Annotated in this window: 13 protein-coding genes; 1 reads left to right on the forward strand and 12 read right to left on the reverse strand. The window is 69.9% G+C overall.

Going from position 1 to position 14,235, the window contains the following annotated elements:
• Positions 1-171: 171 nt before the first annotated feature.
• Entirely contained in the window at positions 172-1,779 is a 1,608-nt protein-coding gene (dacB, locus tag EST92_RS26525) for a D-alanyl-D-alanine carboxypeptidase/D-alanyl-D-alanine-endopeptidase (RefSeq protein ID WP_129283302.1), read from the reverse strand.
• An 86-nt stretch (positions 1,780-1,865) separates the two neighbouring features.
• On the opposite strand from dacB, the gene EST92_RS26530 reads away from it, so the two are divergent.
• On the forward strand, positions 1,866-2,360 hold the full coding sequence (locus EST92_RS26530) for an inorganic diphosphatase (RefSeq protein WP_005314187.1): 495 nt from the start codon (positions 1,866-1,868) through the stop codon (positions 2,358-2,360).
• A 189-nt stretch (positions 2,361-2,549) separates the two neighbouring features.
• Here EST92_RS26530 and EST92_RS26535 read toward each other — a convergent pair whose 3' ends face one another.
• The 11 genes from EST92_RS26535 to EST92_RS26585 form a co-directional block, all read right to left on the reverse strand.
• Positions 2,550-2,909, reverse strand: a complete 360-nt coding sequence (locus tag EST92_RS26535; RefSeq protein WP_129283303.1) for a hypothetical protein — start codon at positions 2,907-2,909, stop codon at positions 2,550-2,552.
• A 90-nt stretch (positions 2,910-2,999) separates the two neighbouring features.
• Complete coding sequence (locus EST92_RS26540) at positions 3,000-3,854, reverse strand: hypothetical protein (RefSeq protein WP_129283304.1); 855 nt, start codon at positions 3,852-3,854, stop codon at positions 3,000-3,002.
• A 145-nt stretch (positions 3,855-3,999) separates the two neighbouring features.
• Positions 4,000-4,182, reverse strand: coding sequence for a linaridin family RiPP (locus EST92_RS26545; protein ID WP_129250142.1), 183 nt, complete (start codon positions 4,180-4,182; stop codon positions 4,000-4,002).
• Positions 4,183-4,308: 126 nt separating this feature from the next.
• Positions 4,309-4,890 carry a hypothetical protein gene (locus EST92_RS26550; RefSeq protein WP_239013291.1) on the reverse strand — a complete coding sequence of 194 codons (582 nt, stop codon included), beginning with the start codon at positions 4,888-4,890 and terminating at the stop codon, positions 4,309-4,311.
• Between the two features lie 2 nt (positions 4,891-4,892).
• Complete coding sequence (locus EST92_RS26555; RefSeq protein ID WP_343283812.1) at positions 4,893-5,852, reverse strand: alpha/beta hydrolase; 960 nt, start codon at positions 5,850-5,852, stop codon at positions 4,893-4,895.
• 132 nt (positions 5,853-5,984) lie between these two features.
• Positions 5,985-6,314: a helix-turn-helix domain-containing protein gene (locus EST92_RS26560; RefSeq protein ID WP_254069032.1), complete on the reverse strand. Its 330-nt coding sequence runs from the start codon at positions 6,312-6,314 to the stop codon at positions 5,985-5,987.
• A 60-nt stretch (positions 6,315-6,374) separates the two neighbouring features.
• Positions 6,375-7,133, reverse strand: coding sequence for a class I SAM-dependent methyltransferase (locus tag EST92_RS26565; RefSeq protein ID WP_129250138.1), 759 nt, complete (start codon positions 7,131-7,133; stop codon positions 6,375-6,377).
• Positions 7,134-7,450: 317 nt separating this feature from the next.
• Positions 7,451-8,932 (reverse strand): NAD(P)/FAD-dependent oxidoreductase, encoded by a 1,482-nt coding sequence (locus EST92_RS26570; protein WP_129283307.1) that lies wholly within the window; start codon positions 8,930-8,932, stop codon positions 7,451-7,453.
• The gene (locus EST92_RS26575) at positions 8,929-10,869 is read right to left on the reverse strand and encodes an ABC transporter ATP-binding protein (RefSeq protein ID WP_343283811.1); all 1,941 of its coding nucleotides are present in this window, start codon (positions 10,867-10,869) and stop codon (positions 8,929-8,931) included. Before EST92_RS26575 ends, EST92_RS26570 begins: the two co-directional genes overlap by 4 nt.
• Before the next feature lie 528 nt (positions 10,870-11,397).
• The gene (locus EST92_RS26580; protein WP_129283308.1) at positions 11,398-13,134 is read right to left on the reverse strand and encodes a threonine/serine exporter family protein; all 1,737 of its coding nucleotides are present in this window, start codon (positions 13,132-13,134) and stop codon (positions 11,398-11,400) included.
• Between the two features lie 141 nt (positions 13,135-13,275).
• Positions 13,276-13,989 (reverse strand): VTT domain-containing protein, encoded by a 714-nt coding sequence (locus tag EST92_RS26585; protein ID WP_129283309.1) that lies wholly within the window; start codon positions 13,987-13,989, stop codon positions 13,276-13,278.
• Positions 13,990-14,235: the final 246 nt, after the last annotated feature.

A 14,235-nucleotide genomic window follows, 5' to 3' on the forward strand; every position in this document is an offset into this window, starting at 1 on the left:
AGCCAGCGCAGCGGCAACCAGCCCGCCGCGTGGGGGTACCTCCCACGCCCTTCAGGCAGTGGGGGAGCAACGGCGAGAAGCCACCGCGGCGGGACGGCCGACAACGTGGGGGGCGCCGCAAAGCGCAACGGCGAGAAACCACCACGGCGGGAAAGCCGACAACGTGGGAAGTCATCGACATCCGCAATTCGCCACGGCAGAGGCGAGCTTGTCCAGGGCGTTCTGGGCGCCCTGGGGGTCGGTGGTGCCGGTGGTCATGAACGAGAAGACCAGGAGCCGGCCGTCGGCGTCGACGACGGTGCCGGCCAGGGTGTTCACGCCGGTGAGGGTGCCGGTTTTGGCGCGTACGGCGCCGGCGCCGGCGCTCTGGCCCCGGTAGCGGTTGCTGAGGGTGCCGGTGAAGGCGGCCACCGGGAGGCCGGTGACGACGGGGCGCAGGGCGGGGTGGTCGGGCGCCGCGGCCTGCAGCAGGAGGTGGGAGAGCAGGGCGGCGGTGACCTTGTCGTCCCGGTTCAGGCCGCTGCCGTCCTCGAAGACGGCGCCGGACAGGGGCAGGTGCTGCCGGGCCAGGGCGGTGCGTACGGCCGCTCCGGCGCCGGCGAAGCTGGCCGGCCGGCGGGAGCCGAGGGCGGTCTGCCGGGCCAGGGCCTCGGCGATGTCGTTGTCGCTGTAGGTGAGCATGCGCTCGACGAGCGCGGACAGCGGAAGGGAGTGGACGGCGGCGATCCGCGCGGACTTCTTGGGCGCCTTGGCGTAGGCGGGGTCGCCGTCGACGGTGATGCCGCGCTGGTGGAGCAGGTCGGCGAAGGTGCGGGCCGCGGCGTGGGCCGGGTCCGTGTCGCGCGGGGCGGGGCCGTGCTCGCTGTCGTCGAGCCGGGCCTCGTCGGTCATCAGCGCGGTGACGGGGGCGATGTTCTCGTTCGGGCCGATGGGGTGCTCGACGGGGCCCGAGTAGGCGCCGGTGTCGTAGCCGAGGGCGACCTTGGTGAGGTGGCGCTTCTTGAGGGCACGGGCGGTGGCGTCGGCGAGGGTGCGCAGATTCGCGGGCTGCTCCTCGGCGCCGTGCCGCGGGGCCCGGGCGGTGAGGGTGGGATCGCCGCCGCCGACCAGGACGAGGCGGTCCTTGCCGGACAGGACGGCGCCGGTCTCGATGCGGTGGTCGGGGCCGAGCACGGACAGCGCGGCGACGGCGGTGGCGAGCTTGACGGTGGAGGCCGGGGTGGCGGCCTTGTTCTGCCCGGCGCCGAAGACCTCCCGGCCGCCGGCGACGTCCACGACGGAGGCGGTACGCAGCGGGCCGAGCGCCGGATCCGCCAGCAGCGGGGAGAGCGCGTCGGCCAGCCCCGCGTCGGTGGGCAGCGGGGCGGCGCCGCGGCCCGCGCCACCGTGCGTGGGGCCGCCGAGTGCGGGCAGCACGGCCGGCGCGCTGGGCGCCGGCGCCGGCTCCTCGGCGTGATGCTCGCCACTGGCACCGTCCATCACGGCCGCGTCCGCACGCTCGGCCGTACGCTGACCCGAGTCCCACGGTCCGGCCGCCGCCACCGCGACGTACGCGACCGCCAGGCCGGTTGCCGCGGAGACCGCCGTGAGCCGCCAGGTCTGCCGGGTGTGGCGCGGTGTGGCCTGCCAGGCCTGCCGTACGGCAGCGGCCGTTGCCCGGGCCGACGTGCCCGCGGTCCGCGCCGCCGTGCGCGCGGCCCGCCCGGCCGCCTGCGCCGCCGCCCGCGCGGAACGCTGCGCCGACTGCCATCTGACCTGCCACTTTGTGGTCTCCGGCACCTCGGACCAGCCCCTTTCGCCACCACACACCTGCGTGGGGGACACTTAATCACCAGACGTATGTGTTGATCATGGAGGAGCCACCCGTGGAGTTCGACGTCACCATCGAGATCCCGAAGGGTTCGCGGAACAAGTACGAGGTGGACCACGAGACCGGTCGGATCCGCCTGGACCGTCGACTCTTCACCTCGACCAGCTACCCGGCCGACTACGGCTTTGTCGAGAACACCCTGGGCGAGGACGGCGACCCGCTGGACGCCCTGGTCATCCTGGACGAGCCGACCTTCCCCGGCTGTCTCATCAAGTGCCGCGCCATCGGCATGTTCCGGATGACCGACGAGGCCGGCGGCGACGACAAGCTGCTGTGCGTGCCGGCGTCCGACCCGCGGGTGGAGCACCTCCGGGACATCCACCACGTGTCGGAGTTCGACCGCCTGGAGATCCAGCACTTCTTCGAGGTCTACAAGGACCTGGAGCCCGGCAAGTCCGTCGAGGGCGCCGACTGGGTCGGCCGCGCCGAGGCCGAGGCCGAGATCGAGGCCTCCTTCAAGCGCCTTGAGGCGCAGGGCGGCGCGCACTGACCCAGGGTCACCGTCCCGGCGCCGGGCCCGGTTCTTCCGGCCGTCGCGCGCCGGGACAGGCACTCTGATTTTCGTACGCGAACGGGCGGCACCCAGTCGGGTGCCGCCCGTCGTCCGTCTCACTGCTGCGCCGGGCCGGGCTCCACAGCCGCGGAAGACGCCCGGAGCGCTAGGGCCGAGGTGTGCTGCTCACTTCTTGATGTACAGGTCCTGGAAGAGCATCCAGCCATCGGCGATCTGCACCATCCGTCCGTGGCAGACGTAGTGATGCCACTTTCCGCCGGCCACTCCCCGGTCGCCCACCTTGCGGCAGTCGGCATCGCTGCCGATGAACGAGTCCTTGAGGACGTAGCCGGCCGGAGGGTGCCAGTCGCCCTGGGGCGCGCGGGAGGTCACCGCGTCGCCCGCCAGGACCGCGGTCCGGCCGGACTCCTCCACGGCCGGGCGCTGCGGAGCCGAAGCGGCCTGTGCGCTGCCCTGAGCGACGAGGGCCAGCGTCACGCCGGCCATGACGACACCTAAGGCCGCGATGTTCTTCTTCACGTTCATGACTCTCCCCCGTTGTCATCGAGTGTGTTGTCGAGAACCCATCCAGCGATCGCCCGCCCGTGACGGGTCGACTCCCCGGCCGAACAGCCCTCAGGAAGCGGCGGGAGCGAGCGCCGCGGACGTCTTGCCGGCCGACAGCGCGCGCTGTTCCTGCTGGGCGAAGACGTAGAGAAGTGCCGGGTGCGTGGCGCCGAAGGCCAGCACGAAGCGGTTGAGGCCCATGAACTGACCGATTCCCAGGTGGAACAGCGTCATCGAGCCGAGATAGGCCTTTGCCGCGGGCTTCGGCAGCACGAAGACCAGCGGGAAACCGACCTCCGCGGCGATCGTGCCCCAGGTGATGAGCTTCCCCAGCATCGGGTACTTGTGCACGAGCTCGTAGACGCGCTTGTCTCCGTAGTTGTGCGTACGGATGACTCCGCTGAACGCCTCTCCGCTGAGCCACACCGGGGAGACCAGCTTGACCACACCGGACGCGACGTACGAGATGGTCGTCTCCAGGGCCAGCGCGCGCATGGCCACGTCGCGGGCCTTCTCGTTGTCCTGGAACGTGCCGGTCGAAGCGAGGACCACGTTGATCACCTGCTGGAGCTGGTCGGCGCCGTCCCCTCCGAAGGGGGAACGCAGCCGTCCGGCCGCGCCCGTCACCGCCAGCACGGCGCTGCCCGCCGCGCGTACTCCGCGCTTGTGACCCCAGATCAGCGTGGCCGCGGAAGCACCCGCTTGTACCCCGTACAGGGCGACCGCTGCCTTCTTGGACTCAAGGGCGCGGGTCAGCCGGGGAAAGCGTTTGGCGAACTTGGGGCGCATGTTCGCCACCTGGCCGCTCAGCATTTCGCCGTCTTCGAACTTACGCGTCTGGCTCAGCATTTCCAGTGCGGAGACCAGCGTACCCAGCGAAGCCACTCGGCGTGCCGTGACCTCGGGCGGAGCGCTGAGGAACATGGATGGGTGCTCCCGATGAAGTGATGCGAGTACGGTGGACAGAGAAAACGGCGGCACGGTATGCGTATCGGGCGTACCGTGCCGCCGCGTCTTTCCTCAGACGGGGCTAACGATGCCGGTCAGCATCGCCTGCCGGCCGACTGGTTCAGCGCTGGATGTCCTTGGTGACCTCGTGCAGCGCGTAAGCGGTGGCGGAGGTCACGGCGACGCCCTCGGGGGTGGCGAGGGTGGCCAGCGGGGTGAGCATGGTCGGGGTCGCGTCGTTGCCGATACGGCCCGGGGTCACGTCGGCCAGCTCGGTGTTGGCGAAGTCAGCGACAACAGACATGTACTTTCCTCTTCCTCTAAGAATTCTCAGCGAGTTCTCCAGCCGTTCGGCGGGAGGGCGCGGACTCACGCGGCACGAGGTGCCGAGTGAGCTCGCAGCTTCCAGTCGAGGGGGTTGATCGGCTCGCTATGCGGCAACCAGAGATGGAGCGTTGGCGGGGGTGACGTCTCCGTCCAGAGGGAATTCCAGGGAGACGAACACCGGGTCGATATGCCGGTCTTCGGGGGCCTTGAGGTACGAATGCAGCAGCATGAACTGGCTGTGCGAGGCGCCTTCGGCATGGGGCAGGTGGAGCTGGATGTAGCGGGCCAGCAGCCGGTACCCGGACGCCGTCGTCACGGGGAGCACTTCCGATCCGAAGGCGACCGCCTGGGCAACGGTGTGCTGGGTCGCGTCGAACAGGGCCTTCGGGGGCCGGTTGCGTGCGTTCCACACCAGGGCGTACCACGGCCGGTCGCGGACGATCGGAACCTCCGTCCACTCACCGGGCTTGCCGTCCGTGATGTCCCGGTAGAGAAGATGGTTGTCCTTGGTTCCCGGATTCGGCCCGAAGAAGCGCCAGTTCGGGGTCGGAATCCGTACCTTCCCGCGGCGCATGAGGTTGTCGAAGCGCTGCTCGGGAATCTGTGCCACGGCCGTCGCGGCCAGCCAGGTGGCGAGGGACGCCGTCACGGCGACCGTCTTGACGCGTTCGGTGTTCACTTTCATGATCACGCCAGCTCCTCCTCCCGCTCCACGGCGCCCTCGGCGATCCGGCTCCCCGTGGTGGACGGCTGCCACGACTGCCCCAGCGACTCGGAGGGCGGTTCGCCGGCGATCAGCTTCGCCACCTCTGTGGCGTGCGGCCGGACGGCGAGGATGGACTCGTGATCGGATCCGTCGACGAAGTGGTGCCGGGCCCGATCCGAGATGACGGCCAGCCTCGCCTGGATCCCGGCATGCAGGGTGTTGTCACCGACGTTGTTCTCCGCCGTGACGACGGTCAACGGGCAGTCCAGCTCGGTCAGTTCCGGATAGGTCATCGCGTCCCGGTACTCCCGGTGGGCCTTGGCCCAGGTACGGGGGTTCGCCAGGAACGCCGTGAAGCTCCGGTTGATCTCCGGGCGGTACTGCTGGTTCGTGTTCATGGCGGGGCGGAAGACCGACAGGCCGGTCGCCGCGAACACCTGCTCCATCAGCATCCGCTGGTGGGACCACCGGTCGACATCGGTACGGCGGGAGTGCCGCAGGCTGACCACCTCAGTGGCGTCGATCATGACCACCTGGGTCACGCCCTTCGCCGCGTCCGGATGCAGCGCCGCGTAGGCCGCGACGAAGTATCCGCCCAGGGAGTGGCCGGCCAGCACCACCGGAAGGTCGGCGATGTAGGTGTCGCGCAGCTCCTGCAGCAGCTCGAAGTGCGGCTCCAGGCCGTATGTGGTGTCCGGCGTGCTGAGCCCGTAGCCGGGGCGGTTGAACCGCACATATCCCATGTCCTCGGGAAGTGCGCCGCAAAGCCAGTCCCAGTATTCGTGGGGCGCGCCCATACCGTTGTCGAGCAGAACGGCGCGCTGCGCCTGCGGAGGAATATGGACATCAACCTCGACGAGGCTGCCGTCCGGCCTCTCGTGCAGCAGGTAACGACGTGCACGCTCGCGCTTACCGGTGGATCGCGTTACCGCCCCGGTCAGAAGGCTTGCACCGGCCAGCCCAGCAATGCCTACGGCAAAATGGCGCTCCAGAGACGCCACATTCCCTCCCCCGTGATTCGAAGTGGCTGTTATCCCGAAACCTAACACGCAGTGCCGGGATCAAATAATGAGTTAGTTGACCCGCCGGCCGGGGTGCATATTCCCCCGGGGCACCGGAACACGGCCGACCGGGCTCCGGCTGTACTTCCGGAGTTCTATGTAAAGCTCGCCTATCGTGGCCTTCAGCGTGGCGTTTTCTTTGATCAGTTCGGCTATCCGGGAGGCACTCCCGGAGTCCCTGCCGCCCTCACCGGCGAGGCCATTGCGGCCTCCCTCAATGAACTGCCGGCGCCAGTTGGATACGGACTGCTCGGAGACCGCGGCTTCCCGCGCGGCTTCCGCTGCGGTCAGTTCACCGGAGACCACTCTGAGTACGAGGTTGAATTTCTTGTCTGTCGGCAATATCGGAGGACGTCCCACGGCAACCCTCTTCTGTCATCTGCGTTTCTGAATGTGCTGCCGTCAGGATTTGACGTAGGAACAGATGAACATGGGTGCGCGTTCGCTGTAGGGAGTGCCGTCCCACCGCGACAGGTGGGCTTCGGGCTCCAGCCCGGCCGCGCGGGCATAGCCGTCGATGTCGTCCGGCGTGGTCAGCCGGGTGAGCTCGGAACCCACCCGGGTGGTGCCGTCGGCCTGGTACAGGATGTGCGAGCAGTGCCACAGGCCGCCGTCGAGCAGTGTGGAATGGGTCTGCACCCCGGTCCCGGGCTCCGGGTAGGGGACGAAGTAGGTGGTGCGGGTGCGGCCCTCGTGCATGTCCAGGATCGGCGGCTTGTTGTGCGTCTCGATCACCAGCCGGCCGCCGGGGGCGAGGAGGTCCGCCGCTCGCTGGACGGCCTGCTGCTGGTCCTCGGGAGTGTGCAGGATCGACAGCGTGGCGCAGACGCAGTACACCAACGCATAACGGGATTCCGACGTGTAGGTGCGGATGTCCCCGTGCACCGGTTCGACGTCTCCGCCGTCCTTCAGCTTGACGCGCAGCGCGTCCAGCATCTCCGGCGAGGAGTCCACACCCGTCACATGGCCGAGGCGTTCGGAGAGCGGGAGGGCAATTCGTCCCGTGCCGACACCGAACTCAAGGGTCCCCGCCTCAGGATCGGGATGGAGGGCCAACAGCCCCTCTACCGTCTCGGCGGCAAGCCCCTCATCCGGGAGCAGCCGGTCGTACCAGCCCTTGAACTGCCGCCCATAGCCAATGTCTTCAACCCCGTTTTGCACCCGAGCTTCCTCTCATTATCCCCACTGTCGGTGCCGATGGGAACGTCGCGAAGCCGAAGAGCTGGAGCGAGGCAAGACGTGATACGCCAACAAGGCGGCGGTGCGGTCGAACCGCAGCCGTCGTCTGCATGGTTGGTCAGACCAGCAGTTCCTGTCGATCCAGTGATGACGCCTCAACGGAGCGTTGTGGGGGGGTACTTACATTTGAGACAATATCAGGTCGCTATGCGCTGTCCAATGAATTTTTTCGGTGGCGTACTCCACAGTACAAAGCGGCACTTGGAGTTAGTTGACGATGGGTCAGGCAGCCGCCGGCATTAGCGGGCAGGCCCGGATTTGAATGGCTCGGACGTGGGCGCCAGATTGGGCAAATGGCGTATACCGAAACAATGTCGAAGTGCGGAGAGAGCGGCCAGATAGCCGGACATGCCGTGCACGCTGGGCCCCGGAGGGGTGGCCGCGGAGCACAGGAACACTCCGGGCAGCGGCGTGCGGTAGGGGTCGATGCGGGGGACGGGCCGCGCGATGCTCTGATACAGCGTCATGGCACCGGAACCGATGTCCCCGCCCACGTAGTTGGGGTTGTAGGTCTCGTAGTGGGCGGCGGGCACGGAGCGATGGGCGAGGATCGTGTCCCCGAAGCCAGGGGCATAGCGCTCGATGCGGGCGCGCACCAGCTCGTAGGGGTCGGTGGGATCGCCGTTCGGCACGTGCGCGTACGCCCAGACGGGGCGCTTCCCGGGCAGCGCGCGGCCCGGATCGGTCACTGCCGGGTCCACCAGGAGGACGAACGGCTCCCGGGTCCGAACCCCCCGGGCGTTCCCGGTCTCCTGCCGGACCATCTCCGCGTGGGTGCCGCCCAGATGCACCGTGCCGGCGCGGCCCACCGCGGGATCGGACCAGGGAATCGGCTCGGAGACCAGGAAGTCGACCTTGGCGGCGCCCGGTCCGTACCGGAAGCGCTCCAGGGCGCGCGCGTAGGAGCGGGGCAGTTCCCCGCCGGCGAGGGCCAGGAGGCCCTTGGGGCTGGTGTCGAGCAACACCGCCCGTGCGCCCTGGAGTTCGGCCAGGCTCGCCACGGTGTGCCCGGTGTGGAAGACGCCGCCGTGCGCGGTGATGTCCTGGGCCAGCGCCTCGGCGATCCGGCCGCTGCCGCCCCGCGGCAGCGGCCACCCCGACCCGTGCGCGAGGTGGCCGAGCAGCATGGCCACCGCGCCGGACGCCAGGCTCGGCAGCCTGCCGACCGCGTGCGCGGCGACGCCGGTGAGCAGGGCGGCCGCCTCCTCGCCCTGGAAGCGTGCCGCGCCGAGCCCGCTGCCGTGGACCGCCACCCGACGGGCCAGCAGCAGGGCGGCCGCCGGGTCCCGCGGCAGTCCCCGCTGGCCGGAAAGGAGCAGGTCGACGACCCCTTCGCTGTGCGTCAGCAGCGGGCCCATCAGCCGCCGCCAGCGCGGACCGTCGGGGCCCAGGTGCGCGCAGGTCGCCGCCAGCGAGCGGTGGGCCAGGGCCGCGCGGCCCCCGTCCAGGGGATGGGCGTAGCTGATCTCGGGATGCAGGAGTTCGACGCCGCGGGCCGCCAGGTCGAACGCCCGGAAGAACGGAGAGGCGGCAGCCATCGGGTGGACGGCGGCGCAGAGGTCGTGCGGCACGCCGCTGTCGAAGAGCGGGGCCGTGCGCAGCCCGCCGCCGATGGTGTCGGCTCCCTCGTAGAGCTCCACCCGCAGGCCGGCCCGGGCCAGGACCACGCCGGCCGCGAGGCCGTTGGGGCCGGTGCCCACGATGGCCACGTCGGCGCTCACCACTGCTCCTCACTCCTGATGGGCCGCAGGCGGACCGTCTGCTCGGTGAGGCCGGCGTACGCGGGCCAGCCGATCGCGAGGGCGGGCGGCGGTGACCACGGTTCCATGGGGACCGGGGCGGCCGCCGCCGGGGCGGTCCAGCCGGGCCCGGCGTGCAGTTGCGAGCCCGCCAGCCGCCGGTAGAGCTCGTCGTGCTCCATCAGGTCCCGGTGCACGCCGGTGGCCCTGACCCGGCCGCCCTCCAGCACCACGATCTTCTCGGCGTCGACCACCGTGGAGATCCGGTGGGCGATGGCGATGACCGCGCACTGCCGGGAGACCCGGCGCAACACGTCGCGGAAGTCCCGCTCCGAATCGGAGTCCAGGTTGGAGGTGGCCTCGTCCAGCAGCATGACCGCGGGCTTCTGCAACAGCGTGCGGGCGATGCACAGGCGCTGGCGCTGGCCGCCGGACAACCCGCTGCCCTGGTCGCCGAGTTCGGTGTCGAGCCCGCGCGGGAGGTTGGCGATCACCGAGCTGAGGCCGGCCATCTCCACCGCCTCCTGGATGTCGTACTCCGTGGCGTGTGGATTGGCGTAGATCAGGTTTTCCCGCACGGTGCCGCGCATGGCGGCGCTGTCCTGCTGGACGTAGCCGACCAGCCCGCGGACGGTGTCCAGCGGCAGCGACTCGATGTTTTGCCCGCTGAGCTGCACCCGGCCGCCGTCCGCCGCGTAGAAGCGCTCGATCAGCTGGAACATGGTGGTCTTGCCCGCGCCGGACGGCCCGACCACCGCGGTCAGCCCGCGCGCCGGCACGGTGAACGAGACGCCCTGGAGGACCTGCGTCAGCTCCTCCTGCTTCCCGCGGCGGTAGGCGAAGCGCACATCGTGGAACTCGACCGCCGGCCGTTGCCGGGCCAGCGGCCCGAACGACAGGGGAGGCCGTGCGTCGTCCGCCCGCTCGTTGCCTTCCTGGGGCATCCGGGCGAGCTCGTCGACCCGCTGGATGGCCGCCCGGCCCTGGACGAACTGGCCCACGCCCATGAAGAACATCACCAGCGGCGAGACCAGTTGGAACAGATACATGATGAACGAGGTCAGGGTGGCCATGTTCATCTCACCGCGGGCCACCCAGGACATCCCGACACCCACGACGACGGCCAGCGCGCCCTGCGTACCGACGTTCATCGACGGCATCAGCAGGGCGTTGTAGGCGTTGACCCGGATACCCGAACGCCGCGCCTTGTCGGCCAGTTTGCCGATGCGGGCGGCCTCACGGGGCTCGGCACGGGACGCCTTGACCGTGGGGAGCGCGGAGAGCACCCGCTGGATGTCACTGGCGAACTCACCGGTGTCGTCCCGGTTTTCCAGCGCCACCTTGCGCAGCTTGCGGGCGAGCGCGATGGAGATGATGCTGGCGGCGCCGAGGCAGCTGATGGTGATGACCATCAGCCACAGATCGATGAGGAACATCAGCACGACGCCGCCGATGACCGTGGCGCCGCTGATAATCAACTGGGCAAGGCTCTGCGAGAGGGCGATTTTCACCAATGAGGTATCGGTGACCGTGCGGGTGAAAATATCGCCCTGGGACTGCTTGTTGAATGCGGTGAGATCGGCCCGCAGAAGTCGTCCGGTCAAGATGTCACGGACGTCGAAGACGATATTCTCCCCGGCCCGGCCGATAATGTAGGCCTGCAGCGAGGAGAAAAGGGCGCCCGCGCAGAAGAGTCCGACCAGCTGCGCGATGGGTTGGGTCAGCGAGCCGCCCCGGCCCGCCGCCTTGATCAGTTCGCCGATGGCCCAGGGCTGGGCGAGCGAGGCGGCTACCCCGAACAAACCCAGCAGTACGCCTGTGACCAGCAACGTGGTGTGCTGTCTGAAGACACTCGCGACCGACCCGGTGCCGTTTCCGGCCCTACCTCTCAGGCTCGCGTGGTGCGCATGACTCGCCAAGAGTGCTCCCCCCGTATTGACGACGGTCGCTTCGTGCGCGCGGCAAGGCCTGCCTGATGAGGATCCGTCGTCAAGACATTCGAAGCTAGCACGCCGCCCTATATCAAGTTACGCGTTAGTTGATGCGCTGCCGCGCCTCCCTTGGGTAAGCGGCAGCCGTCCGCGAGCGGCGTAAGTTAATTGCTTTGTTGTTTACTTGCCCCGTTCCGCCGGGGCCGGCCAAGGTTGTCCTGTTGCGCAGAGCGTCCGGAGCGGGTCCCGCTGTTACGGCGCCTTGGAAAACGGTGCAGCGCGCGGCGAGGTGTGTGCCCTCGCAGCGGATCGGCGCCCGGGGATTGCTACGGCTCCTTGAAGGCTGCGGCCGGTCCCCGCACCGACCGCGTCGGCCACACCAGCGGACCGGCCGAGGGTGCGGCGAGGGGACGGCGAGGGGACGGCGAGGGGACGGCCCCTCGGCGACACGCGCGAATCGCGCCATAGATTCTGCGTGCCCCGCATTTTTTGTTGTGGGGTCGGCCGGCCGTGGCCCTAGAAGCCGCGGGTGCGCTTGGCGGCGCGGCGGCCGCCGGCGGCCTCCTCGACACCGGGCGCGCGCAGGAAGAGCCGGGCGACCTCGGCACCGAGGTTCACCCCGACGGCGATGGCGAGCGCCAGCGAGGCGGCCTGCACCAGGGACGTCAGGCCCTCCGGCAGATGCCCCTGGGCGAAGTTGAGCAGGCCGAAGTACGTGGCGCTACCGGGCAGCAGCGGGCCGATGGCCGCCGTGACGTACGGCAGCGCGGACGCATAGCGGTAGCGGGAGAGCAACTGCCCGAAGAGACCGACCAGTCCGGCGGCGATGGCGGTGGCGGGCACCACGTTGATCTCGGCGCGGTAGACGAGGGTGCCGTAGACGACCCAGGCGACCCCGCCGTTCAGCGTCGCGAACGCCACCGTGTTGCGTTCCTGTTGGAGCAGCACGCAGAAGGCCAGCGCCAGCAGCATGGCCGCGACGGTCTGCATCACCGGCTTGTTGATCTGCGCCAGCGCCTGCTCGGGGTTGACCCCCCGCAGGCCGGGATTCAGCTGGAGGCCGATGTAGAGCACGCTGAGCACGCCGACCACAATGCCGACGATGAGATAGCCGACCTCCAGCAGACGGGCGGCGGCGGTGATGTAGTAGCCGGTCAGCCCGTCGTGCACCCCGGCGACCAGCGCCCGCCCCGGGATCAGCGCGAACAGTCCACCGGTGATCACCGCGGACGCATTGACATTGGAGTGCGCCAGACTGAACGCGACGCCCACTGCGGCGGGCGGCATCGCGGCGACCACGAACTGGTAGAACTCCGGCAGCCCGCGCGCGGAGGCGAGCCAGGCCAGCCGGTCACCGAGCATCGAGCCCACCGCGGCCGCGACGAACACCAGCATCCCGCCGCCGACCAGCATGGAGGCCGCGCCGGACAGCAGCCCGGAGGCCACCGTCAGGGCCCAGCTCGGGTAGGGGTGGCGATGGCGGCGGATGTCGGCGAGGCCGCGGTAGGCCTCTTCGAGGGTGATGCCTTCGGAGGTGATGTCGTCGACGAGCCGGAAGACCGCGGACAGCCGGTTGTAGTCGACGCCGCGGCGTCGGACCGTGCGGCTGGCCGTCACCGGGTCGTCGACCAGTGACGGCTGGTAGGAGATCGACAGCAGGGTGAAGGTGACGGTCGGCTCGACCCGCTCCAGCCCGTAGGCGTGTGCCACACCGAACATCGCGGCCTCGACGTCCTCCGCGCCCTCGCCGCCGGCCAGCAGGATCTCGCCGATACGCAGCGTCAGGTCCAGGACGCGGGGGACGGCCGGGCCGGTGTCCTCCTCACCGCGCTCCGGGCGCTCGGGGACCGGCCGCTCCCCCACCGGCATCCGCAGCATCGTGCGCATCCGGTCCTGCCAGGGCGCCTCCTTGGTGAGGCGGACGACCGGTATGCCGTGCGGCGGGGTGAAGGCGACACCCATGGCGGTGGCGCCGACCGGCATCGGGGTCTGGCCGGTGGTGCTGCTGGGCCGCGTGAACGCCGAGCCCTCCTGCTCGGCCGGGGCCTCCGGGCGCAGGCCCGCGGGCAGCGCGAACTCGGAGGTGGGGTGCTCTTCCTCGGGGGCCGGCGGGTACGGCACGCCCAGTGGAGGGGTGAAGGCGCTGTGCGCCTCGTCCGACGCGGGCTTGCGGTCCTCGGGTGAACCGCTCGGGTCCGGGGCACCGCTGCTGCCGCTGGTACCTCGCTGGCCGCGTTGTGGGTCCGACGCCACGGATCTCCGCTCCTCGTACGCCTCCTGACAGGTGTCAAGGACACGATGCCTGATGGCCGTGCGCTGCGCTTCCTTGGGGCGGACGTTTTCGGCTGCGGCCGTGGTGCGGTGGGATCCCGGCGGCCTGCCCGGGCGCGAGGGTCAGCGCTTGGCGTGCCGGCCGCGGCGCGAGGGCTCCGCGGGGGTGCCGGCGCCCTGGGCGGAGCCCGGCGCGCCCGGCGCGGGGGCCTCCTTCTTCGCCTTGCCGCGTGCCCGGAGGTACTCGATGGCGATCGGCACCACGGACACCAGCACGATCGCGATCAAGATCATCTCGATGTTCTTGTGGACGAAGCCGACGTTGCCCAGCAGGGCGCCGAGCAGCGTGACACCGGCGCCCCACAGGACGCCACCGACGATGTTGAAGGTGATGAAGGAGCGGTAATTCATCCGGCTCACACCGGCGATGATCGGTGTGAAGGTCCGCACGATCGGCACGAAGCGGGCCAGGATCAGCGACTTGGGGCCGTACTTCTCGAAGAAGTCGTGCGCCTTCTCCACGTTCTCCTGCTTGAAGAGGCGGGAGTCGGGGCGCTTGAAGAGCGAGGGGCCGACCTTGCGGCCGAAGAGATAGCCCACCTGGTCGCCGATGACGGCCGCCAGCACCACCAGGAAGCAGACCAGCGCCAGCGGCTGGTCCAGCTTGTTCGTCGTCACCAGGAGGCCCGTGGTGAACAGCAGCGCGTCACCCGGCAGGAAGAAGCCGATCAGCAGGCCGGACTCCGCGAAGACGATGACCAGGACGCCGATCAGGCCGAATGTCGCGATCAGGTAGTCCGGGTCCAGCCACTGGGGGCCGAGCGCGAGAGTATTCACGGGGTGAAGGCTCCTGGGTCGAGGGCGCCGGATCGTGCGGTGCGACGAGCGAAGCGACGGGGGTGGAGGCGCGTGTGCGGCCCAAAGCTATCAACGCCGGACGCCCCGCCGTGGTTCCAGGCAGGCGCCTGCCTGGAACCACGGCGGGGCGGCGGGGGGGGAGGGGGGGGGGGGGCGCGCCCGACGGGAAGCACGGGGGGGCGCCCGGCGGTGGGGGGCCCCGCGGGCGGGGGGGGGGGCCGCCGC

This window comes from Streptomyces sp. TM32 (assembly GCF_004122755.1).
Lineage (GTDB): Bacteria > Actinomycetota > Actinomycetes > Streptomycetales > Streptomycetaceae > Streptomyces > Streptomyces sioyaensis.